Genomic DNA, 23177 nt, shown 5'->3' on the forward strand with positions numbered 1-23177 from the left:
TCAAGCGACAGGGGGACGGGACGCCCGCGTTGCCGCCCCACGCAACCCATGCAGCTCCCGCGCCTCAGGCCGCCCCGGAAGAACGGGACGCACCGTGCGGGGCGCCCATCGGAAGCGTGGCTCTGGAAACCCTGAAAGCCCGCCGGCGTACCGACGGGCTTTCAGGATGGAGGGCGAACGGCACGTTCTCTCGTGGGAGGTGCAGGGCGCCTGATCCGTCAGTCCGTCTTTCGGATCCCCTGGTTCGCGTCGGGGCCGTCTCCCGGCCCGTCCTCGGCACGGGGCTCCGCGAGACCGCCGACGGGGAGGATGCCGGGCGTCTCCGCGGCCGCGGCCACCGCGATACCGGTCTTGGCCCGCCGGCCGCGCTTCTCGATCCAGGTGGCGAGCGCCGACAGGAGCAGACACATCGCCACATAGATCGTGCCGATGACCGCGATGGTCGAGACGTACGGGTACTGGCTGTTGACCTGAGTGTTGGACGCGATCAGACGCGCCGTCTGAAGCAGCTCCGGGTACAGGATGATGAAGCCGAGCGAGGTGTCCTTGAGGGTCACCACGAGCTGGCTGATGATCGTCGGCAGCATGGCCCGGACCGCCTGCGGGATCAGCACGCTGACCATGACCTGGGTCTTGCTCATCCCGAGGGCGTAGGCCGCCTCGCCCTGGCCCTTGGGCACGGAGTTGATACCCGCGCGCAGCACCTCGGCCTGGACACAGCCGTTGTAGACCGAGAGTCCGGCGGCCAGGGCCCACATCGAGTAGTCGGTGAGGAAGCCGACCCAGATGGCGTAGATGGTGATCAGCAGCGGGATCGAACGGAAGAGTTCGATGAACGTGGTGGCGGCCCAGCGGACCGGCTTGTGGTCGGAGAGCCGGCCGACCGCGAGCAGGACCCCGAGGATCAGTGAACCGGCCGCCGCCAGACCGAAGGCCTTCAGCGTGGCGAGCACGGCGTCGGCGATGTTCTGCCGGATGCCCGCGTAGTTGAAGATGTCCCACATCTCGGGGGCGAGATGCCCCTTGTCGGAAAGCCGCACCAGGCTGATCGCGATCAGGCCGAGGATGACGAGGCTTCCGACGACGGCATAGATCCGGTTGCGGACGGCCGCCTTGGGGCCCGGGGCGTCGTAGAGAACGCTGGCACTCATCGGGCGACCTCCATACGACGCTCCAGCAGCCGGAAGAGACCGCTGATGACAAACGTGACGACCAGGTAGCCGAGGGCCACCCAGACGAAGACAGGCATGATCTCGTAGCCCCGGTCGCTCATCAGCTTCTGCCACCCGAAGAGTTCGGTGACACTGAAGGCCCCGGCGATCGCCGAGTTCTTCGTGAGCGCGATGAAGATGCTGCTCAGCGGTGGGATGACGGACCTGGTGGCCTGCGGGAGAACCACGATCCGCAGGGTCTGGGCGAACGTCATACCGATGGAGCGTGCGGCTTCGGCCTGCCCCAGAGGGACGGTGTTGATGCCTGACCGGACCGCCTCGCACACGAAGGAGGAGGTGTAGAAGCCGAGCGCCAGCGAGCCGAGAAGGAAGGGGCTCATGCCCGGGAAGAGGATCTCCGGCACCACGAAGAAGAAGATCAGGAAGAGAAGGGTCAGGGGGGTGTTGCGCAGCAGGGTCACCCAGGCGGTGCCGAAGAAGCGCAGCGGCGGCACGGGCGACACACGGAAGCCGGCGATGGCGACACCCAGGACCAGAGCGATGACCGAGCTGATGGCGGTGATCGACACGGTGCCTATGAAGCCGTCGCGGTATTCCGGGAAGTTGTCGAGCAATACGTTCATGGGGTCTCCGCGTCGGCGGTCAGCGGCATCTGGGCAGGGGAAGGGGCGCCCCGTACGCCGCCGTGCTCAGTGACGGCGGCGGCGTACGGGACGCCTCACTCACGCGTGTGGCGTCAGCGACAGGACGTCAGCGACGGGAGCCGCTTCAGTAGCTCTCGATGGCCGGCGGCTCGGTGTAGTCCGAACCGGACAGGCCCAGGGTCGCCTCGTAGATCTTCTTGTACGTGCCGTCCGTGACGTGGGTCTCCAGCGACTTGTTGAGCGCGTCCCGGAGAGCCTTGTCGTCCTTGTTCAGGCCGACGCCGTAGGGCTCGTCGGTGAACGGCTTGCCGACGACCCTGAGCTTGCCGGAGTTGGCGGCGGCGTAACCCTTGAGGATCGAGTCGTCGGTGGTGACGGCGTCGACCTGCTTGGTCAGGAGCTGCTGCACGCAGTCCGAGTACTTGGCCAGCTCGACGACCTTCGCGCCGTACTCGGGCTTCTTGATCTCCTGGAGCGGGGTCGAACCGACGATCGAGCAGACCTTCTTGTCCTTCACCGACTCCTTGCCGGTGATGGACGTGTCCTCCTTGCGCACCAGCAGGTCCGCGCCGGCCTTGTAGTACGGGCCGGCGAATCCGACCTGCTTCTTGCGCTCGTCGTTGATCGTGTAGGTACCGACGTAGTAGTCGACCTGGCCCTTGGAGATGGCCGTCTCACGGACACCGGAGTCGACGGTCTTCCACTCGATCTGCTTCTCCGAGAAGCCGAGATCGGCCGCGATCATCCTGGCGATCTCGACGTCGAAGCCGGAGCGCTCCTTCGTCGACTGGTCCTCGAAACCGAGGTACGGCTGGTCGGCCTTGACACCGATGACCAGCTTGCCGCGCTTCTTCGCCTCCTTGAAGGTCGGCGAGTCGAGGTCGACACCGGTCGCGACGGTGTACTTCGGCAGCTTGGGAGCCTCCGAGGAACCGGGCTTGACCCCGGACTGCTTGTCACCGGCGGAGCCTTCCTTGCCGCCGCAGGCGGTCGCGGTCAGGGCAAGCACAGCGATGGCCGCAACGGCGGCCGACTTACGGAGCTTCATGTGTGAACAATCCTCGTGTCGTAGGTCGTCGGTATCAGTGGTGAAGAATCTTCGACAGGAAGTCCTTGGCCCGGTCGCTGCGCGGATTGCTGAAGAACTGGTCGGGAACTGCCTCTTCGACGATCTTCCCGTCCGCCATGAAGACCACACGGTTGGCAGCCGAACGGGCAAAACCCATCTCGTGGGTGACGACGACCATGGTCATCCCCTCCCGGGCCAGCTGCTGCATGACCTCGAGAACCTCGTTGATCATCTCCGGGTCGAGCGCCGACGTGGGCTCGTCGAAGAGCATGACCTTGGGGTCCATCGCCAGCGCACGCGCGATCGCGACGCGCTGCTGCTGACCGCCCGAGAGCTGCGCCGGGTACTTGTCCGCCTGCACGCCGACCCCCACGCGGTCGAGCAGGTTCCGGGCCTTCTCCTCGGCGGCCTTCTTGTCCGTCCCGCGGACCTTGACCTGCCCCAGCATCACGTTCTCGAGCACCGTCTTGTGCGCGAAGAGATTGAACGACTGGAAGACCATGCCGACATCGGCACGCAGCCTGGCCAGCTCCTTGCCCTCCTGGGGCAGCGGCTTGCCGTCGATCGCGATCGCGCCCGAGTCAATCGTCTCCAAGCGGTTGATCGTGCGGCACAGCGTGGACTTCCCGGACCCGGAGGGCCCGATGACTACGACGACCTCGCCACGGGCGATGGTCAGATCGATGTCCTGGAGCACATGCAGCGCGCCGAAGTGCTTGTTGACGTTGCTCAGTACGACAAGGTCGTCTCCCGCAGGTGCGGCATCCTCGGCGGCCTTGGTCACTGAAACTCCGCTCATCGGCTTCTTGCTCCGTCCTCCTCGGTTAGGCAAGGACACTAGTGACGCAGTGCTACCAGCGTCATTACATCTGAGCGGAAATTGAGCATAACGATCCGGCCGCAACCGGACACACCGCGTGAACGGGACGCCACGGGACGCCCGGCGGCGTACCGGGTGGGTAACGGAAACCTGCCGGTAACGGACAGGGACTTGACTGACGTACCCGTCATCGGCGTGGATGCCCTGGTACGGGGATGACGTGAACCGCCGCTGTACGGAGAGGTTCGCCGGGCGGAACACCGGCGGGCCGTCACGCACGGTTCGCGGTCGTCACGAAGGACCATCGAGAACACATGAGACGGAGAGGGGGGCCATGAGACTGCTGCTCGTCGAGGACGACGACCACGTCGCCGCGGCCCTGTCCGCCGTGCTCTCACGCCACGGCTTCCAGGTCGTGCACGCCAGAAGCGGCGAGGAGGCCCTGCAGGCACTGCTGCCGGCCGAGAGGGAGCCCTTCGGGGTCGTACTCCTGGACCTCGGGCTGCCCGACCAGGACGGCTACGAGGTGTGCGGGAAGATCCGCAAACGCTCGGCGATCCCGGTGATCATGGTGACCGCCCGGTCCGATGTCCGCTCGAGGATCCACGGACTCAACCTGGGCGCCGACGACTACGTCGTGAAGCCGTACGACACCGGAGAGCTGCTGGCCCGTATCCACGCCGTCGCCCGGCGCGGGAGCGTCGGCGAGGACACCGGGCCGACCCGGCTCGCGGCCCTCCGGATCGGCTCGGTCCACATCGAGCTGCCCACCCGCAGGGTCAGTGTCGACGGCGAGGAGGTCCAGCTCACCCGTAAGGAGTTCGACCTGCTCGCGCTGCTCGCCCAGCGTCCCGGCGTGGTCTTCCGCCGGGAGCAGATCATCAGCGAGGTGTGGCGGACGAGCTGGGAGGGAACGGGACGCACCCTGGAGGTGCACGTCGCGTCGCTCCGCTCCAAGCTGCGGCTTCCCGCACTCGTCGAGACCGTGCGAGGCGTCGGCTACCGCCTCGTCCCGCCGTCGGCCTGAGGACATACGCTCCCCGTGCGCACCCGTCTGCTCCCCCTGCTCATCGTCCTGATGGCCGCGGTACTGCTCGCACTGGGCTTCCCTCTGGCCGTTCGTGTGGCCGCCGCCGAACAGCAGCGGGTCGTCATCGACCGGATCGACGACACCGCACGCTTCGGCGCGCTGGCCCAATTCGTCGACGAACCCGTCCGGGGCACCGAGGAACGGCAGCGGATCCTGCAGACCGAGCTGGAGGCCTACGACTCGGTGTACGGGATCCGGGCCGGAGTCTTCTACCGCGACGACAGGGCTCTCGCCAAGGCCCCCGCCTCCTGGACCCTGCCCGCCGCAGGGGAGGGACGGGCGGCCTTCAAGGAGGCCCTCCTCGGCCGCCGCTCCCACGACCCGTCCCAGGTCTGGCCCTGGCAGGACGGCCGGATCGTCGTAGCCTCCCCGGTCGTACGCGACGGGGACGTGGTCGCCGTCGTCGTGACCGACTCACCCACCGGCGACATGCGGTCCCGGACACTGCGCGGCTGGCTCCTCATCGCCCTCGGCGAGGCCCTGGCCATGCTGGTGGCGGTCGGCGCCGCGATCCGCCTCACCGGATGGGTGCTGCTGCCGGTGAGGGTCCTGGACGCGGCGACCCACGACATCGCGAGCGGCCGGATGAGGTCCCGGGTGGCCGCGTCCGGCGGGCCGCCGGAACTCCGCCGTCTCGCCCGCTCGTTCAACGAGATGGCCGACAACGTCGAGGACGTGCTGGAGCAGCAGCGTGCCTTCGTCGCCGACGCCTCGCACCAGTTGCGCAACCCGCTGGCGGCGCTGCTGCTCCGGATCGAGCTCCTCGCCCTCGAACTGCCCGAGGACAACGAGGAGATCGCCTCGGTCCGTACGGAGGGCAAGCGCCTCGCCCAGGTCCTCGACGACCTGCTGGACCTGGCTCTGGCCGAGCACACGGCCGCGGATCTCCAGCTCACGGACATCGCCGCACTGGCCGGCGAACGGGCCGCCTCATGGCGTCCGCTGGCCGAGGAGAAGGGCGTACGACTGACACTGGACGGGGCGCCCGCGGTGACCGGCTGGGCGGACCCGATCGCCCTCTCCAGCGCGCTGGACGCCGTCATCGACAACGCGCTCAAATTCACCCCCGAAGGCCAGGAGGTCCGGGTCACCGCCGGGTTCGAAGGAGAGGGCGCCACGGTCGTCGTCGCCGATCGAGGGCCCGGCCTGACGGAGCAGGAGCTGGAGCGCGTCGGCGACCGCTTCTGGCGCAGCGGACGGCACCAGAACATCAAGGGATCCGGTCTCGGGCTGTCCATCTCGCGTGCCCTGCTCGCGGCGGGCGGCGGATCGATCCACTACGGGACGCACGAACCGCACGGCCTGAAGGTGACGGTCACCGTGCCGCGCAATCCCCCGCACGGGTGACCCCGGCACCGGACCGTCAGGGTTTCGCCGAGCGGTAGTAGCGCCTCGCGCCTTCGTGCAGCGGCAGCGGATCGGTGTAGATGGCCGTCCGCAGGTCCACCAGCTGCGCGGAGTGCACCTCGCGTCCGATCCGGTCCCGGCTGTCGATCACGGTCCGGGTGAACGCCTCGGTCGTCAGCGGATCCGTACGGTCCGCGGTGACCAGCAGATTGGAGACAGCGACCGTCTTCACTGCCTGACCCTGCTGCGCGTTCAGGTAGGCGTCGGCCGGCATCACGGCCGAGCGGTAGTAGCGCGTGGACCCGCCCGCCGCCTGGAGCTCGGTGATCAGCGCGTCCTCCAGGGGCACCAGCCGGATCGCGAACTTCTCCGAGAGGTTCTGCACCGCGCCGGTCGGCAGCCCGCCGGACCAGAAGAAGGCGTCGAGCCGGTCGTCGGCCAGTCGCGCCGGCATCGTGTCGATCCCGGCCTGTACGGGCGTGATGTCCTCGGCGGGATCGACGCCCGCCGCCCTCATCAGCCGGTCCGCGACGAGAAGCACCCCCGACCCCTTCTGCCCCACGCCGACCCGCTTGCCCCGGAGGTCGGCGACCGTACGGATCCCGGAGCCGCGGGGCACGATCAGCTGGATGTAGTCGTCGTACAGCCGGACGCAGCCGCGCAGCCGGTCGGCGCCAGGCTTCCCGCTCTGCAGATAGGTGGCGACGGCGTCGGCCGTGGCGATGGTGAAGTCGGCCTTCCCCGTCGCGACCCGTTCGATGTTCTGCTGCGAGCCCTCGCTGGTCTGCAGCCGTATCGACACCTTGGGCATGTCCTTGGCCAGCGCGCCCTCCAGCCGCTGTCCGTAGCGCTGGTAGACCCCGCTCCGTACGCCGGTGGAGAACGTGAGCGAACCGCTCGGCTCCTCCTCCCCGATCGGGAGCACCCACCACAGCAGCAGTCCGAGCACGACCACGGCGGCGGCGCCTCCCTGAAGGGTGCGTCGCCGGCCGAAGCGGGACAGTGCGTGCAGCATGGCGCGATCCTGCCAGGACCTGCCCCGTCCTGGCCAGGCCGGACCCGCGGCACGGGCTCCGGCGGAGGGAGAGGTGCCGTTACCGCCTACCCTTGTCGCATGACCAGCGGCAACCGGAGCGAAGCAGTGGACGTCCAGAAGAGCTACGAGGTACGCACTTACGGGTGCCAGATGAACGTCCACGACTCCGAACGCTTGTCGGGGCTGTTGGAGGGCGCCGGATACGTACGCGCCCCCGAGGGATCCGACGGTGACGCCGATGTCGTCGTCTTCAACACCTGCGCGGTGCGTGAGAACGCGGACAACAAGCTCTACGGCAACCTCGGCCGCCTCGCCCCCATGAAGACGAAGCGCCCCGGGATGCAGATCGCCGTCGGCGGCTGCCTGGCACAGAAGGACCGCGACACCATCGTCCGGCGCGCCCCCTGGGTGGACGTCGTCTTCGGTACGCACAACATCGGCAAGCTGCCGGTGCTTCTGGAGCGTGCCCGGGTCCAGGAGGAAGCGCAGGTCGAGATCGCCGAGTCCCTGGAGGCGTTCCCCTCGACGCTTCCCACCCGCCGTGAGTCCGCCTACGCGGCGTGGGTGTCGATCTCGGTCGGCTGCAACAACACCTGCACCTTCTGCATCGTCCCGGCGCTGCGCGGCAAGGAGAAGGACCGTCGCACCGGCGACATCCTGGCCGAGATCGAGGCCCTGGTCGCCGAGGGGGTCAGCGAGATCACCCTGCTCGGACAGAACGTCAACGCCTACGGTTCCGACATCGGCGACCGCGAGGCCTTCTCCAAGCTGCTGCGGGCCTGCGGCACGATCGAGGGCCTGGAGCGCGTCCGCTTCACCTCGCCCCACCCGCGCGACTTCACCGACGACGTGATCGCGGCGATGGCCGAGACGCCGAACGTGATGCCCCAGCTGCACATGCCGATGCAGTCGGGTTCGGACACGATCCTCAAGGCCATGCGCCGCTCGTACCGCCAGGAGCGCTTCCTGAGGATCATCGAGAAGGTGCGCGCCGCCATGCCGGACGCGGCCATCTCGACCGACATCATCGTCGGCTTCCCCGGGGAGACCGAGGAGGACTTCGAGCAGACCATGCACGCCGTGCGCGAGGCCCGCTTCGCGAACGCCTTCACCTTCCAGTACTCCAAGCGCCCCGGGACCCCCGCCGCCGACATGGAGGGACAGATCCCCAAGGAGGTCGTCCAGGAGCGCTACATGCGCCTGTCCGCCCTCCAGGAGGAGATCTCCTGGGAGGAGAACAAGAAGCAGGTCGGCCGCACCCTGGAGGTCATGGTCGCGGAGGGCGAAGGCCGCAAGGACGGCGCCACTCACCGGCTCTCCGGCCGCGCACCCGACAACCGTCTGGTGCATTTCACCAAGCCCTCCCAGGACGTACGTCCCGGGGACGTGGTGACGGTCGAGATCAGCTACGCAGCCCCTCACCACCTGCTCGCCGAGGGCACGCCCCTGGGCGTCCGGCACACGCGGTCCGGAGACGCCTGGGAGAAGCGCAACGCGGCTCCCGCCGACCGGCCGGCCGGAGTCATGCTGGGGCTGCCCGGGATCGGCGCGCCCGCCCCCCTGCCCGTGGCCGCCACCCCGGGGTGCGGCTGCGACTGAGACCGGCAGACGCACCGGGGGCCGGTCTGAGTACGCTGACCGGCATGCTTGTCGCCGCCGCCGTCTGTCCCTGCCCGCCGATCCTGGTCCCCGAGGTGGCCGCGGGAGCCGGGCCCGAGCTCGATGCCGCCAGGGACGCGTGCGTGGACGCACTGGGCGTGCTCGCCGCCGCGCAACCGGATCTGCTGATCGTGGCCGGCCCCGGCGAACCGGCTGACCGGGGACCGTTCCCCCCGGGGTCGGCAGGATCCTTCGCCGGATTCGGCGTCGACCTGACCGTGCGGCTGGGTGAGGCGCCCGCCGGATCTTCCGCCCCGGAGCGCACGCTCCCCGCCTCCCTCGCCGTCGGCGCCTGGCTGCTGGGCCGCACCCGGTGGGACGGTGCCCCGGTCGAAGGGCTAGGAGTGGGGGAGCCGCTCGCAGCCGACCGCTGCCTGCGCGCCGGAGCCGAGCTGGCGACCAGAGCGGAGCGGGTGGCCCTGCTGGTCATGGGTGACGGCAGCGCCTGCCGTACGGTCAAGGCGCCCGGCTATCTGGACGAGCGGGCCGTGGACTTCGACGCGGTGGCGGCCCGAGCCCTCGGCAGTGCGGATCTGGCCGCGCTGAGCGCTCTGGACGAGTCGCTCGCGTACGAACTGAAGGTGGCGGGCCGGGCGCCCTGGCAGATGCTCGCGGGCGCGGCCCGGGGCGCGGGCCTCGGCGGACAGCTGCTGTACGAGGACGCCCCGTACGGCGTGGGATACGTCGTCGCGGCCTGGTCGTGACTCCTCCGGCCTGGTCGTGACCCCGTCATTCCCGGCCCCCCACGGCCCCTCACGGCGCGGATGAGGGCCGCGGAGCTGTATCGCTCCACGGCCCTCGATTTCCTGCGGGGCCCGGGTCAGTGTGCGGGCGGGGGCGGCGGCGTACCGCCCTCGTTCTTCTGGCCCAGGCGGTCGACCGCGTCCTTGGCCTTCTGCGTGCCGGACACGATCTTGTCGCTGTACTTGCCCTTGGTCTTTTGGTCGACCGTACGAGCGGCCTTGTCGAGGCCCTGGTCGATCTTGCCCCCGTGCTGCTGCGCGAGGTCGCCGACCTTCTCCTTGGCCGGGGCCAGCTTGGCCTTCAGGTTGTCCAGGAAACCCATGGGTCACCTTCCGTGCTGGGGGACTGTGATCACATTTTACTCGTCTGTGAGCAAACACGCGTTACTCGCCGTGTCCGTCCGCGCCTGGGGGAAACGTGGTGCTGGTGCCCCGCGGAGAATCACCCGGGTTCCTTCCGGTCGGACAGCACCCCGAAGTTTGGGAGACTGTCCCGGTGAGAAGACCAGCTCCCACCCCCCGCGTCATCACCGTCGTCGGTCCCACCGCAGCCGGAAAGTCCGATCTGGGAGTGTTCCTCGCCCAGCAGCTCGGTGGTGAAGTGGTCAACGCCGACTCCATGCAGCTCTACCGGGGCATGGACATCGGCACGGCGAAGCTGACTCTCCCCGAGCGTGACGGCGTTCCGCACCACCTGCTGGACATCTGGGACGTCACCGAGGCGGCGAGCGTCGCCGAATACCAGCGGCTCGCCCGCATCGAGATCGACCGGCTGCTGGCCGAAGGCCGGACTCCCGTCCTGGTGGGCGGTTCGGGTCTCTATGTGAAGGGTGCGATCGACGCGCTCGAATTCCCGGGAACGGACCCGGGCGTGCGCGCCCGGCTCGAACAGGAGCTCACGGAGCATGGCTCCGGTGCCCTGCACGCACGGCTCGCGGCAGCGGACCCCGAGGCCGCCCGCGCGATCCTGGCCGGCAACGGGCGTCGCATCGTCCGCGCCCTGGAGGTCATCGAGATCACGGGCAAGCCCTTCACGGCCAACCTTCCGAGTGGCGAGGCGGTGTACGACGCCCTTCAGATCGGTGTGGACGTCGAACGTCCCGAGCTCGACGAACGGATCCGTACCCGCGTGGACCGGATGTGGGAAGCCGGGCTCGTGGAAGAGGTGCGCGACCTGGAGGCCCGGGGACTGCGCGAGGGACGCACCGCCTCGCGGGCGCTCGGCTACCAGCAGGTGCTCGCCGCTCTCGCGGGGGACTGCACCGAGGACGAGGCACGCACCGAGACCGTACGCGCGACCAAACGCTTCTCGCGACGTCAGGACTCATGGTTCCGGCGCGACCCGCGCGTCCGGTGGCTGAGTGGCGCCGAGGAACACAGCCGAGAACTCCCGCACCGGGCGCTGGCGTTGGTCGAACGAGCGGTTACAGCCTGATCGCATGACGAATGAACGAGAGTGCGGCAGGAACCCTCAGTGCTGCATCGGAGCAGGTCAGAGAGGCCGAGCTCGCGGCAGGGTGCCGGGCCGCCATGGACGGTCCGGTCCGCGGTCGGTCGGAGTCGGCACCCGCAGCGCCTTCTTCAGCCGGGGCACCTTCGTGAAGCGGCGGGTGTGGTAGGCGGAGGCGACCGCTCCACCGCGCGCGCGGCACGGCGAGCCGGCTTGTGCGTCAGGCTTCGGACAAGCCCCTGCCCGCTTACTTGTCATTGCGGAGGAAAGCCGGGATGTCAGCTCGGGTCGGGTAGTCGGGCAGCGGTGCGGGCTTGTCCTGGAGGAATGCGGCGATGACGTCTGCTGCTCGTTGGTCGTTGTCACCCAGGCCATTCCACATGTGGTGGCCTACACCAGGCATGTACTGGGTGCGCTGGACGGCGGGGTTGCCCGCAAGGATGTTCGTCGCCCACTGCCGGACCTGGGAGGAGCACTCGGCGATCATCAGCATCGCGGGTGTCCGAGAGCGCCTCAGCTGAGGAGCGATGGAAGCGGAGTCCTTGATCGTTTGCTGGATGCGAAGGCTGGCGGCGGCGCTGAAGGAGAAGTTCTCCGCAGTGTCCTCGACCGGGATGCGCTGCGCGTCCCGCGCGCAGTAGGCGGACGCGGTGTCGCTGCCGAGATCAGCGGCGGTGAAGGCGTTGTCGCCCTCCGCTTGTCCTACCAGCCCGTTGTCCGGGCTGAGCAGTCCGAGCCGCATGAGGCCGAACGCGATCGCGTACCGCGGGACGCGTGTGGAGCGCGGTCCGGTCATGGCCGGTGCGATGCCGCGGGCCGACGGTCGGCCCTTCTGCCCCGCGAGCCGGGCGGTGGGGCCGTCCATCGGGCCCGGCTCGGCGATGACCGCCCGGCGCAGGTGGCCGGCGATGGCCGGGTCGGCCAGCGCGCGGGTGAGCACGACCGCGCCCGAGGAGAAACCCAGCACGTCGGCGCGGCCCTTGCCGAGCTTGTCGACGAAGGCGCCGAGGTCATGGACGGACCGGGTGATCGAGTACTGGCCCATGGGCAGCAGGTCGCTGCGTCCACCGCCGGCCTGCTCGTAGGCGTACACGTCGTAGCCCTGTCCCGCGAGCCGCTGCAGGAAGCGGTGGTCGAGCACCGAGATGCCGCGTACCGGCCCGCCGTTGAGGTAGACGAGCGGGACGCGCTGCCGGGGGCTGCTGCCGGTGGGCGGATAGTGGTAGACCGCGACCCGGCTGCCGGTGGACAGGCGCATGTGCTCGGTGGTCACGAACGACAGGGCGGCCGGGTAGCGGCGCGTCGTGGGGACGGTGGGGACGCACACCGACAGCGTCAGGGCCGCTGCGACCAGCACCGGCAGGAATGGCACCAGCCGTCCTCGCCAGGCGCGTCGGCGGCCCCGCCACATCGCCGCGACGACCGCGACCCCGACAGCCGCGAACCACGCGGCTGACCCCGACCCGGCGCCGTCGGTGGCGACGATCAGCGCCAGGAACAGGACGACCAGGCCCACCACCGCGGCGGCGGCCGCCAGCAGGCGGCCCATGAAGCGCAAGGGACGTATGACGGACGGTGGCATGGTGATCTCTCCCGAGTTTTTGAAACGCTGTTTTGAAACGATGTTATCAGCATGGGTAAACTGCTTCCCATGGGAAGGCCGAGAACGAACGACGCCGCAGTCAGAGAACGGCTCGTGGCATGCGCGACCGAGATGTTCGCCACCCGCCCCCAGGAGTCGGTCACGGTCCGCGCGCTGGCCGCCGCCGCCGGAACGTCGACGGCGGCGGTGTACACCTTGTTCCAGGGCAAGGACGGATTGATCCGCGAGGTGCGCGACCAGGCGGTGGCCGGCCTGTTCCAGGACCTGACGGCCGCTCCCGGCTCAGAGGCCGCCCTGGAGGATCTGTACGCGTTGGCCGCGGCGTATCGCCACTGGGGACTCGAACACCGCCACCTGTACACGGTGCTGTTCGGTGGCGCGCAGTCCTTCGTCCCCTCGCACCGGATCGGCGACCGAGACCCGGTGCGACCGCTCGTCGCGGCGATCGACCGCGCCGTGGTGGGCCACATCCTCGCGGGCGACACCACACTGATCGCCGTCTCGTTGTGGGTCGCCCTGCACGGGCTCGTGACCCTCGAACTCGCCGGGAGCCTCGACGGCACCGCAGCAGAGACCGCGTTCCGGTCAACGATCGATGCAGTGCTGCGCGGCTGGGCAACCCCCTCCGCCTTCCCTGGCCTTCGACGCCCAGACCCGGCGCTGTGAAGCCATTGCTCCGCAGCCACACGGAGACGGCTGGCGGAGGGCCGAGTCGAAGTACGCTCCCCAGCTGGCACGGATCGGTTCGTGGCTATCGGTATCGGCCCTCACCAGCCACCACCGACGCACCCGGTGAAATGACGTCCATGAGACTGATCCGGGGCCCGGTGCCGAAGTACCGGGTGAAGGATTGACGGCCGAGGAGTACCTGGCCGCACGGGGGCGGGGAGAGCAGGGCGGCCGGTCTGTGGAGACTTCAGGCCGAGCCGGGCCGGCCACGCGTCGGCTGGGCCGTGGGCGCTCCCGGCGCGGTAGGGCGGTCATCCGAGGCGGCTGTCGTTGTCAACGGCTGTTCGCGGATGCTTCGTTCGAGGTGGTGACCGCACCGGGGGCGGTGGAACGTCGCGGCGCCGCGGAGCCTTCCGTGGGCTCGGACCTGGTCAGCCACAGGCCCGCGAACACGGCAGTGGCCAATGTGACGGCGCCGGCGGCGAGGAAGGCGCTGTTGAGTCCGGTCTCGAAGGAGGCGCCGCCGGATTCCCGGGTACGGACGACGGCTCCGAGTACGGCCACGCCGAGCACCGCGCCGATCTGCCGCGTGGTGCTGCTGATGCCTGATGCGAGGCCGCCTTCCTGAGGGCTGACTGCTTGGATGGCGGCTCCCGTCAGCGGGGACAGGGTCAGTGCGAAGCCGATTCCGACGACTCCGAGCCGCCACCACACGTTCCCGTAGCCGGTGTCGGCGTGCACCATGCCGAGCGCCAGCAGTCCCAGGCCGGCCAGGGCCAGGCCGGCGGTCACCACGATGCGGAAGCCGTACCGGGCGGCGAGGCGGCCCGCGTACGGGCTGACGATCACCATGCCGAGGGACATCGGCAAGGTCTGCAGGCCCGCGCGCAGGATCGAGCTGCCCTGGACGTACACGAAGAACTGGGAGAAGAAGAACGACGAACCCATGAGCGCGAACCCCACCACGACCATGGCGGTGTTGGACACGGTGAACAGGCGCTGACGGAACAGCCGCAGCGGCAGCATCGGAGCGGAACGTCGCGCTTCGACGGCGAGGAAGGCGGCCAGGAGGATCACCCCGGCGGTGAAGCTTCCCAGGATCACGGGCGCCGTCCAGCCGCGGGCACCACCCTCGATCAGCCCGTAGGTCAGCGCCCCCACCCCCAGAACGGACAGCACCGTCCCCGGAACATCGATCGCCGGGGCGCTCGGATTACGGGTCTCTTCGAGGCCGCGCAGACCGATCACCAGCAGGACCACGCCGATGGGCAGATTGACCAGGAAGATGGCCGGCCAGCCGAAGACATCCGTCAGCACGCCGCCGGCCACGGGGCCCACGGCCAGACCGAGTCCACTGAACCCGGCCCACAGCCCGATCGCCTTGAGCCGTTCCTGGGGCACGGGACAGGCGGCGACGAGCAGGGCCAGCGAGGCAGGGCTCAGCGCCGCGGCCCCGATGCCCTGGAGCACCCGTCCGGCGACCAGCCAGCCGACCGAGGGCGCGAGGCTGCACAGCACCGACGCGACGGTGAACACCGCCACTCCGGTCAGGTACACCCGCTTACGGCCGAACCGGTCGGCGAAGACACCACCGGACAGCAACAGCATGGCGACCAGCAGCACATACGCGTCGACAATCCATTGCAGACCGGTCAGCTGAGTGTGCAGCCGGTGCTGCATATCAGGCAGCGCCGCTCCGACGATCGTGTTGTCGAGCAGGACCATGAACTGACCCAGGCACGTCACTGTGAGCAGCACGGCCCGGCTCTGCCGACTGCCTACGGACGCAGGCGATGCAGTCAAGGGAATTCCTCTCCATCGTCGATTGCGCCCCTCCACGGCCGACGTGGTCAGCCTCCGAGCGCACTAACGCAGCCGGTGGCTGCGTTAGGTGACTGTACGAGGGTCCCCCCGTAAACACAAGTACCAACTGCGTTAAGGTGGGGGTGTGAACGAACAACAGCGAGCACGGCGGCCCGGCGGGCGCAGCGCCCGCGTCGCCGCGGAGGTGCACCAGGCCGTCACTGGGCTGATCAACGAGCGCGGCTACGGCAACTTCACCGTCGGCGAGGTCGCAGCCCGCGCGGGCGTAGCCGACAGCAGCATCTACCGCCGGTGGGGGAGCCTCGAAACCCTGCTCACCGACGTGGCGCTCGCCCGCCTCAACACGCAGTCACCGATGCCCGACACCGGGAGTCTGGTCGGCGACCTGCGTATGTACGCAGCCCAAGTGGCCCGTGAGATCACCGGCCCTGACGGCCTGTTGTTGGTGCGCCTGGCCGTCGCCCTGTCGAGCAACGGTCAGCAGGGGCTGGAGGCGCGTGACGCCTTCCGCGCCGAACGCACCAGGCAACTGCAGTCCATGCTCGATCGCGCCCGCGAACGCGGCGAGCACGCACCCGGCGCGCTCGACGTGCTGGACCACATCCTGGCCCCGATGTACATCCGCGTTCTGTTCGGCATGGGCCCGCTCACCCCGGACTACGTCGACGGGTTGGTCGACCGATTGCTGTGACCCCGACCAGGCTTTCGCTCGCAGTGACTTCTCCCGCGGGAATCCGGCCGCTTTGATCCGCCGCTCCGGAGCTCCCCATGCCCCCCGCAAGCTTGTTCGGCATGGTTCCTTTTTCTGGCTGGTCGCGACCGGTCAATCCGGCGCTGACCTGCGGCTATTGCTGACCTCCTGCTGCCTCGCCGACCAGCGACAAGCGTCTGACCTGCATAAACCCTCAAGCAGGGCTATAACAGCCTGATCACGTGATGGCATCGGGAAGCTCCGCCCGTCATTTCGGCGGCCGGGGCCGTGCCATCATCGAGCATCGATCGACCAGTGGAGTCCGAGTTGGGAGGGCGCGTGGCGATGGAGGCCGGCCCTCGCGACACAGACAGAGACGCACCGGATACGCAGCACGAGGCAGGACGTCTGAGCCCTGACGGGCCGGACGAGCACGAGGTGGCCCCCGAGGTCGAGGTGGAGCTCCGCCCCGCCCGTCGGCTGCGGATCTGGCAGCTCGCACCGATCGTGGGGCTGGCGGCGGTCGGCTCCCTGATGTTCGCCTTCCCCCTCGCCTTCGAGTTCGGCGGCGGCGGTGCCGTCGTGGCGATGCTGGGCCTGCTGATCAGCTGCTGCGCCGCCGGCTGGGGCATGATGGCCGCCCGCCGGGTCGGCCACACCTGGCCCGGTCTGCCGGCCAGAGGGTCGAACGAACGCCCCGACTGGCGCGTGGTCACGCTCTACGTCGCCGTCTGCGGCGCACTGGTCGCCCTCGCCGTCTGGCGTGTGGCCCGGCTCCGCTGACCGTCCCCCCGCCCCGCGGGTCCAGGGCGTGGCCCGGCCACGCGAGCTGCGGGCGGAGCCTCGTACAGTTGGTCCGTGAGCACTTCGCGGATCAGCTTCCTCAAGGGGCACGGCACGGAGAACGACTTCGTGATCGTCCCCGACCCGGACAACGCCCTCGACCTGCCGGTTCCCGTCGTCGCCCGGCTCTGCGACCGCCGGGCGGGCATCGGCGGCGACGGGCTGCTGCACGTCGTACGGTCCGCGGCGCACCCCGAGGCGCGGGGCATGGCCGAACAGGCCGAGTGGTTCATGGACTACCGCAACTCGGACGGCTCGGTCGCCGAGATGTGCGGCAACGGAGTGCGTGTCTTCGCCCACTACCTGCAGCGTGCCGGGTTCGTCGCGGAGGGTGATCTGGCCGTCGCGACGCGGGGCGGGGTCAAGCGGGTGCACATCGCCAAGGACGGCGACATCACGGTCTCCATGGGGCGCGCCGCGCTGCCCGACGACGGGGTCACGGTCACGGTGGACGGCCGCAGCTGGGAGGCCCGCAACGTGAACATGGGCAATCCCCACGCCGTCGCGTTCGTCGAGGACCTGGCCCACGCCGGAGAGCTCTCCGGCGTACCGCCGTTCAGCCCGCGGTCCGTCTACCCCGACGGGGTCAACATCGAGTTCGTCGCGGACCGTGGACCCCGGCACGTCGCGATGCGCGTCCATGAGCGTGGTTCCGGCGAGACCAGGTCCTGCGGCACCGGCGCCTGCGCCGTGGCTGTCGCCGCTGCCCGCAGGGACGGTGTGGACCCGGCGGAGACCGGTGCCGCCGCGACGTACACGGTGGACCTGCCGGGCGGCACCCTGGTGATCACCGAATACCCGGACGGCGGGATCGATATGACGGGGCCCGCCGTGATCGTCGCGGAAGGTGTGATCGACGCCGCCTGGCTCGAAACGGTGATCGGTTAGAGCTTCGCTCGAATGGGTGATCCGTTTCACGCTGAGCAAGAGCTGGACTGCGCCACGTGGTGGGGTCGATAGCATCAAGCACCGGCTCGGGGGTGTAACCGCATCCACCGCCGGTCGACGTTGCCGGAGGTGCCCCATGAGCGCAGAGGCCGCCAATCCAGGTGCTCCCCTTCGCAAGCGCGGTCGTCCACGGATCGATCTGCGCAGGCTGGGCCGTGCCGCCCTGCTCGGGCCGGTCTCCCGTGACCGGCTTCCCGATGCCATCGGGCATGTCGCGGAGGCCCATCGCGCGCACTACCCGGACGCCGACCTCGCCGTTCTGCGCAAGGCGTACGTCCTCGCCGAGACCTCTCATCGAGGCCAGATGCGCAAGAGCGGTGAGCCGTACATCACACATCCGCTGGCGGTGACCCTGATCCTCGCCGAACTCGGCGCGGAGACGACGACCCTGACGGCCTCACTGCTCCACGACACGGTCGAGGACACCGAGGTGACCCTCGATCAGGTGCGGGACGAGTTCGGCGACGAGGTCTGCTATCTGGTGGACGGTGTCACGAAGCTCGAGAAGGTCGACTACGGGGCCGCCGCCGAGCCCGAGACCTTCCGCAAGATGCTCGTGGCCACGGGGAACGACGTCCGCGTCATGTCGATCAAACTGGCCGACCGGCTGCACAACATGCGGACGCTCGGCGTCATGCGCCCCGAGAAGCAGGCCAGGATCGCCAAGGTCACCCGGGACGTGCTCATCCCGCTCGCCGAGCGGCTCGGTGTCCAGGCGCTCAAGACGGAGCTGGAGGACCTCGTCTTCGCGATCCTGCACCCGGACGAGTACGAGCGCACCCAGGCCCTGATCTCCGCGTGGGACGGCACGCAGGACCCGCTCGCGGAGATCTCCGACAGCGTCAGATCGACTCTGCGGGAAGCCGGCATCAGCTCCGAAGTACTCATCAGACCACGTCACTTCGTCTCGGTGCACCGGGTGAGGATCAAACGCGGCGAGATGCGGGGCACCGACTTCGGACGGCTGCTGGTACTGGTCGGGGAGGACGCCGACTGTTACGCGGTCCTCGGCGAACTGCACACCTGTTTCACCCCGGTCGTCTCCGAGTTCAAGGATTTCATCGCGGCCCCCAAGTACAACCTCTACCAGTCGCTGCACACGGCGGTCGTCGGCCCGGAGGGCGCGGTCGCCGAGGTCCTCATCCGTACGCACCGGATGCACAAGGTCGCGGAAGCGGGTGTCGTCGCCCTCGGCAACCCGTACACCCAGGACGGCACCACCGCCCCGAACCAGACCGAACCCGCCGACGGTGAGCGCGCCGACCCGACCAGGCCTGGCTGGCTCTCCCGCCTCCTGGACTGGCAGGAGTCGGCGACCGACTCCGACACGTTCTGGGCCACGCTGCGCGCCGACCTCGCACAGGACCGGGAGATCACGGTCTTCCGCACCGACGGCGGGACGCTCGGGCTGCCCGCGGGCGCCAGCTGCGTCGACGCGGCCTACGCGCAGTACGGCGACGAGGCACACGGCTGCATCGGAGCCCGTGTGAACGGCCGGCTGGCGACGCTGAGCACCGTCCTGAACGACGGCGACACCGTGCAGCTGCTGCTCGCCCAGGACGCCTCGTCCGGGCCCTCCCCCGAATGGCTGGACCACGCGCGTACCCCTGCCGCCCGGATCGCGATCACGGCATGGCGCGAAGCCCATCCGGACGGCGCGCAGGGGCCGCACAGGAGCAGGCCCGACGCACCGAGGCCGCAGGCCCAGCCGGCCGACGACGCGTCGGGCGGCCGGGGCAGGCCGGCCGGCCGGGCTTCGATCGTGTCCGTCGACACCCCGGGCGCGCCGGTCCGGCTCGCGGGCTGCTGCACGCCGGTCCCGCCCGACGGCATCATCGGATTCACGGTGCGCGGCGGGGCCGTCACCGTGCACCGCGAGGAGTGCCCGGCGGTGAGCCGGATGCGGGCGACCGGCCGGGCAGCCGTAGGAGCACGCTGGAACGACCCCGGCGACCGGAGCGGCACCCCCGACTACCGGGTCACCCTCGTCGCCGAGTCCTTCGGGCGCCCCCGGCTCCTCGCCGACCTCACGGAGGCCATCGCGACCGCGGACGCGGCCATCGTGTCGGCGACCGTCGAGCCGCCCAGCGAACAGCGCGTCAGGCACACCTACACGCTGCAGTTGCCCGACGCGGCAGGGCTGCCGAGCCTCATGCGGGCCATGCGTGACGTACCCGGCGTGTACGACGTGAGCCGAGCCCAGCAGCCTGCCGCCACGGGCTGACGCACGCCCCCTGGCCTCTCCTTGCCGCTTCCCGGCGACCCCGTTCGGGTGGTGCGGCGCGCGCCACCCCCGTGTGGACGGCGCGCGCTGGTAGCCGTAGTCCATGCCGCTCACCTCCCGCCGACTGCGTGCCGCTCTGCTGGCCACCGCGTCGGTCACCCTCGTCGCCGCCACCCTGCCCGCACCCGGGCCGCTCGGCATCGGCGACCGCCTGTTCCCTCACCTCGGCAACCCGGGCTACGACGTCCTCTCGTACGACATCTCGCTCACCTACAAGGGAAGAAACACCGAGCCTCTCGACGCCGTCACCACGATCGACGCACGGACCACCGCACCGCTGGAGCGGATCAACCTCGACTTCGCGCGTGGGGCCGTCCGCTCGGTCGAAGTCAACGGTCTGAACTCGGAGTTCGCCACCGCGGGCGAGGACCTCGTCGTGGACGCACCCTCCCGGCTCCCGGCCGGCGTACCCGTGCGGATCACCGTCCGGCACACGAGCGACCCCTCCGGGGACCAGGCCGACGGAGGGTGGGTGCCGACCGCCGACGGTCTCGCGATGGCGAACCAGGCCGACGCCGCGCACCGTGTCTTTCCCGGCAACGACCACCCCGCCGACAAGGCGTACTTCACCTTCCGGGTGACCGCGCCGAAGGAACTCACCGTCGTGGCGGGCGGCCTTCCCGCCGGGAAGCGGGACCACGCGGGCGCGACCACCTGGACCTACCGCACCGAGCACCCGATGGCGACGGAGCTCGCCCAGGTCTCCATCGGCCGCTCCGCGGTCGCGCACCGCACCGGACCGCGCGGGCTGCCCGTACGGGACGTGGTGCCCGCGGCCGACCGCGAGAAGCTGGAACCCTGGCTGAAGAAGACCCCGGCCCAGCTGGCCTGGATGGAGAAGCAGGTCGGTCCGTACCCGTTCGAGACGTACGGACTCCTGGTCGCGGACACCGAGACGGGCTTCGAGCTGGAGACGCAGACCCTCTCGCTCTTCGAACGCTCCCTGTTCACCGGGGCCGGATATCCCGAGTGGTACGTCGAATCGGTCATGGTGCACGAGCTGGCACACCAGTGGTTCGGCAACAGCGTCTCCCCACGGTCCTGGTCCGATCTGTGGCTCAACGAGGGACACGCCACCTGGTACGAGGCCCGCTACGCCGAGGAACACGCGCAGAAGCCGATGGAACGGCGGATGCGTGAGGCCTACGCCCGCTCCGACACCTGGCGCGCCGCGGGAGGCCCGCCCGCCCGCCCCGACCTGCCCACCCCCGACCACAAGATCAGCCTCTTCAGGCCGGTCGTGTACGACGGCAGCGCGCTCATCCTGTACGCGCTCCGTGAGGAGATCGGCGAGGCCGCGTTCGACCGCCTGGAGCGGACCTGGGTGCGCGCCCACCGGAACGAATCGGCCACCACCCAGCAGTTCACTGCCCTGGCGTCGAGGATCGCGGAACGGGACCTGACGGCGTTCTTCGACGGGTGGCTCTACGGGAAGAAGACCCCGCCGATGCCGGGGCACCCGGACTGGCGCACCGAGACGCCCCGGAACGCCACGGGTGGGAAGAGCCCTGCGCGGGCACCGAAACCCGAGTGACGACGCGGGCGGGGACATGCCACTATCGACGCGTCGGCACGGCGGCCGGCCGGTGGACCCCCTTCATGGGAATCTTCCGGCGGGATCACGCGTTGTGACTGACGTATCGGACTTCTATCGACGTAAGGATCCAATGACCTCCTCTTCTTCCCTTCCCCAGGACGCGCACGACGCGCAGAGCGCCACGGAAGCCAACTCCGAGAGCCTCACCGAGAGCCTTCGGGCCGACGCCCTGATGGAAGAGGACGTCGCCTGGAGCCACGAGATCGACGGAGAGCGGGACGGCGAGCAGCTCGACCGTTCCGAGCGAGCGGCGCTGCGCCGCGTTGCAGGTCTCTCCACCGAGCTCGAGGACGTCACCGAGGTCGAGTACCGGCAGCTGCGCCTGGAGCGCGTGGTGCTCGTCGGTGTCTGGACATCGGGAACCGTCCATGACGCGGAGATCTCCCTCGCGGAGCTCGCGGCCCTCGCCGAGACAGCGGGTGCCCAGGTGCTCGACGCCGTGTTCCAGCGGCGTGACAAGCCCGACCCGGCCACCTACATCGGTTCGGGCAAGGCACTGGAGTTGCGTGACATCGTTCTCGAATCCGGGGCCGACACCGTCGTCTGCGACGGTGAACTCAGCCCCGGCCAGCTGATCCACCTGGAAGACGTCGTCAAGGTCAAGGTGGTCGACAGGACCGCTCTGATCCTCGACATCTTCGCCCAGCACGCCAAGTCCCGTGAGGGCAAGGCGCAGGTGTCACTGGCACAGATGCAGTACATGCTCCCCAGGCTGCGCGGCTGGGGTCAGTCGCTGTCCCGGCAGATGGGCGGTGGCGGATCCAGCGGCGGTGGCGGCATGGCCACGCGTGGTCCTGGTGAGACCAAGATCGAGACGGACCGCCGACGGATCCGCGAGAAGATGGCGAAGATGCGCCGGGAGATCGCGGAGATGAAGACCGGCCGCGAGATCAAGCGCCAGGAGCGCAAGCGGAACAAGGTGCCCTCGGTGGCGATCGCCGGGTACACCAACGCCGGAAAGTCCTCGCTGCTCAACCGGCTCACCGGTGCGGGTGTCCTCGTGGAGAACTCCCTGTTCGCGACCCTCGACCCGACCGTGCGCCGGGCCGAGACGCCGGGCGGTCGGCTCTACACCCTGGCCGACACCGTCGGGTTCGTGCGGCACCTTCCGCACCACCTGGTCGAGGCGTTCCGCTCCACCATGGAGGAGGTCGGTGAGTCCGACCTGATCCTGCATGTGGTGGACGGTTCCCACCCGGTGCCGGAGGAGCAGCTCGCCGCCGTGCGCCAGGTGATCCGGGAGGTCGGCGCCGTCGACGTACCCGAGGTCGTCGTGATCAACAAGGCGGACGCGGCGGACCCGCTCGTGCTGCAGCGCCTGCTGCGCACCGAGAAGCACGCGATCGCGGTGTCGGCGCGGACCGGCGCCGGGATCGACGAGCTGCTCGCGCTCATCGACGCCGAGCTGCCGCGGCCGTCCGTGGAGATCGAGGCGCTCGTGCCCTACATCCAGGGCGCGCTCGTCTCCCGGGTGCACGCCGAGGGCGAGGTGATCTCCGAGGAGCACACACCGGAGGGCACACTGCTCAAGGCGCGGGTCCACGCGGAGCTCGCCGCGGAGATCGCGATCTTCGTGCCGGTGGCTCACTGACGCGGTAGGCAGCGGACACGCAAGGAGGCCGGGCTCCCCTCGTAAAAGGGGGAGCCCGGCCTTCTTGCGCTCCGGCTCCTGTTCGGGCCGGTGGTCG

The 23177-nt window shown here is 69.5% G+C and carries 20 protein-coding genes; 12 read left to right on the forward strand and 8 right to left on the reverse strand.

The window, feature by feature from the left end:
- Positions 1 to 218: 218 nt before the first annotated feature.
- The 4 genes from ACIREO_RS18840 to ACIREO_RS18855 form a co-directional block, all read right to left on the reverse strand.
- Positions 219 to 1151, reverse strand: coding sequence for an amino acid ABC transporter permease (locus ACIREO_RS18840; RefSeq protein WP_404111169.1), 933 nt, complete (start codon positions 1149 to 1151; stop codon positions 219 to 221).
- Positions 1148 to 1795, reverse strand: a complete 648-nt coding sequence (locus ACIREO_RS18845) for an amino acid ABC transporter permease (protein ID WP_404111172.1) — start codon at positions 1793 to 1795, stop codon at positions 1148 to 1150. The genes ACIREO_RS18840 and ACIREO_RS18845 overlap by 4 nt, the downstream gene beginning before the upstream one ends.
- 145 nt (positions 1796 to 1940) lie before the next feature.
- Positions 1941 to 2864, reverse strand: a complete 924-nt coding sequence (locus ACIREO_RS18850; protein WP_404111175.1) for a glutamate ABC transporter substrate-binding protein — start codon at positions 2862 to 2864, stop codon at positions 1941 to 1943.
- Between the two features lie 34 nt (positions 2865 to 2898).
- Positions 2899 to 3684 (reverse strand): amino acid ABC transporter ATP-binding protein, encoded by a 786-nt coding sequence (locus ACIREO_RS18855; RefSeq protein WP_404111177.1) that lies wholly within the window; start codon positions 3682 to 3684, stop codon positions 2899 to 2901.
- 355 nt (positions 3685 to 4039) lie between these two features.
- On the opposite strand from ACIREO_RS18855, the gene ACIREO_RS18860 reads away from it, so the two are divergent.
- Both ACIREO_RS18860 and ACIREO_RS18865 read left to right on the forward strand, forming a co-directional pair.
- A complete protein-coding gene (locus ACIREO_RS18860; RefSeq protein WP_404111180.1) occupies positions 4040 to 4732 on the forward strand; it encodes a response regulator transcription factor in 693 nt (230 codons plus the stop codon).
- Between the two features lie 15 nt (positions 4733 to 4747).
- Positions 4748 to 6142, forward strand: a complete 1395-nt coding sequence (locus ACIREO_RS18865) for an ATP-binding protein (RefSeq protein ID WP_404111183.1) — start codon at positions 4748 to 4750, stop codon at positions 6140 to 6142.
- Positions 6143 to 6158: 16 nt separating this feature from the next.
- On the opposite strand, the gene ACIREO_RS18870 is transcribed toward ACIREO_RS18865, so the two are convergent.
- Positions 6159 to 7157: a TAXI family TRAP transporter solute-binding subunit gene (locus ACIREO_RS18870; RefSeq protein ID WP_404111186.1), complete on the reverse strand. Its 999-nt coding sequence runs from the start codon at positions 7155 to 7157 to the stop codon at positions 6159 to 6161.
- A gap of 99 nt (positions 7158 to 7256) precedes the next feature.
- Between ACIREO_RS18870 and miaB the strand changes: the two genes are divergently transcribed.
- The gene (gene miaB, locus ACIREO_RS18875) at positions 7257 to 8777 is read left to right on the forward strand and encodes a tRNA (N6-isopentenyl adenosine(37)-C2)-methylthiotransferase MiaB (protein WP_404111188.1); all 1521 of its coding nucleotides are present in this window, start codon (positions 7257 to 7259) and stop codon (positions 8775 to 8777) included.
- 44 nt (positions 8778 to 8821) lie between these two features.
- The gene (locus ACIREO_RS18880) at positions 8822 to 9541 is read left to right on the forward strand and encodes a class III extradiol dioxygenase subunit B-like domain-containing protein (RefSeq protein ID WP_404111191.1); all 720 of its coding nucleotides are present in this window, start codon (positions 8822 to 8824) and stop codon (positions 9539 to 9541) included.
- Between the two features lie 116 nt (positions 9542 to 9657).
- On the opposite strand, the gene ACIREO_RS18885 is transcribed toward ACIREO_RS18880, so the two are convergent.
- Positions 9658 to 9903, reverse strand: a complete 246-nt coding sequence (locus tag ACIREO_RS18885; protein ID WP_099176460.1) for an antitoxin — start codon at positions 9901 to 9903, stop codon at positions 9658 to 9660.
- A 173-nt stretch (positions 9904 to 10076) separates the two neighbouring features.
- On the opposite strand from ACIREO_RS18885, the gene miaA reads away from it, so the two are divergent.
- The gene (gene miaA / locus ACIREO_RS18890; protein WP_404111194.1) at positions 10077 to 11015 is read left to right on the forward strand and encodes a tRNA (adenosine(37)-N6)-dimethylallyltransferase MiaA; all 939 of its coding nucleotides are present in this window, start codon (positions 10077 to 10079) and stop codon (positions 11013 to 11015) included.
- A gap of 262 nt (positions 11016 to 11277) precedes the next feature.
- Here miaA and ACIREO_RS18895 read toward each other — a convergent pair whose 3' ends face one another.
- A complete protein-coding gene (locus ACIREO_RS18895) occupies positions 11278 to 12612 on the reverse strand; it encodes an alpha/beta fold hydrolase (protein WP_404111196.1) in 1335 nt (444 codons plus the stop codon).
- Positions 12613 to 12681: 69 nt separating this feature from the next.
- Between ACIREO_RS18895 and ACIREO_RS18900 the strand changes: the two genes are divergently transcribed.
- Positions 12682 to 13299 (forward strand): TetR/AcrR family transcriptional regulator, encoded by a 618-nt coding sequence (locus ACIREO_RS18900; RefSeq protein WP_404111199.1) that lies wholly within the window; start codon positions 12682 to 12684, stop codon positions 13297 to 13299.
- Between the two features lie 336 nt (positions 13300 to 13635).
- Here ACIREO_RS18900 and ACIREO_RS18905 read toward each other — a convergent pair whose 3' ends face one another.
- Positions 13636 to 15105, reverse strand: coding sequence for an MFS transporter (locus tag ACIREO_RS18905; RefSeq protein ID WP_404111202.1), 1470 nt, complete (start codon positions 15103 to 15105; stop codon positions 13636 to 13638).
- 145 nt (positions 15106 to 15250) lie between these two features.
- On the opposite strand from ACIREO_RS18905, the gene ACIREO_RS18910 reads away from it, so the two are divergent.
- From ACIREO_RS18910 to hflX, 6 genes are all read left to right on the forward strand, one after another.
- The gene (locus ACIREO_RS18910; RefSeq protein ID WP_404111204.1) at positions 15251 to 15817 is read left to right on the forward strand and encodes a TetR/AcrR family transcriptional regulator; all 567 of its coding nucleotides are present in this window, start codon (positions 15251 to 15253) and stop codon (positions 15815 to 15817) included.
- Between the two features lie 345 nt (positions 15818 to 16162).
- The gene (locus ACIREO_RS18915) at positions 16163 to 16600 is read left to right on the forward strand and encodes a hypothetical protein (RefSeq protein ID WP_404111974.1); all 438 of its coding nucleotides are present in this window, start codon (positions 16163 to 16165) and stop codon (positions 16598 to 16600) included.
- A gap of 75 nt (positions 16601 to 16675) precedes the next feature.
- Positions 16676 to 17548, forward strand: a complete 873-nt coding sequence (gene dapF / locus ACIREO_RS18920) for a diaminopimelate epimerase (RefSeq protein ID WP_404111207.1) — start codon at positions 16676 to 16678, stop codon at positions 17546 to 17548.
- A gap of 136 nt (positions 17549 to 17684) precedes the next feature.
- Positions 17685 to 19832 (forward strand): RelA/SpoT family protein, encoded by a 2148-nt coding sequence (locus ACIREO_RS18925; protein WP_404111210.1) that lies wholly within the window; start codon positions 17685 to 17687, stop codon positions 19830 to 19832.
- Between the two features lie 103 nt (positions 19833 to 19935).
- Entirely contained in the window at positions 19936 to 21426 is a 1491-nt protein-coding gene (locus ACIREO_RS18930) for a M1 family metallopeptidase (protein ID WP_404111213.1), read from the forward strand.
- Between the two features lie 133 nt (positions 21427 to 21559).
- Entirely contained in the window at positions 21560 to 23080 is a 1521-nt protein-coding gene (gene hflX, locus ACIREO_RS18935; protein WP_404111215.1) for a GTPase HflX, read from the forward strand.
- Positions 23081 to 23177 lie beyond the last annotated feature (97 nt).

This window comes from Streptomyces sp. NPDC102441, from assembly GCF_044765585.1.
Lineage (GTDB): Bacteria > Actinomycetota > Actinomycetes > Streptomycetales > Streptomycetaceae > Streptomyces.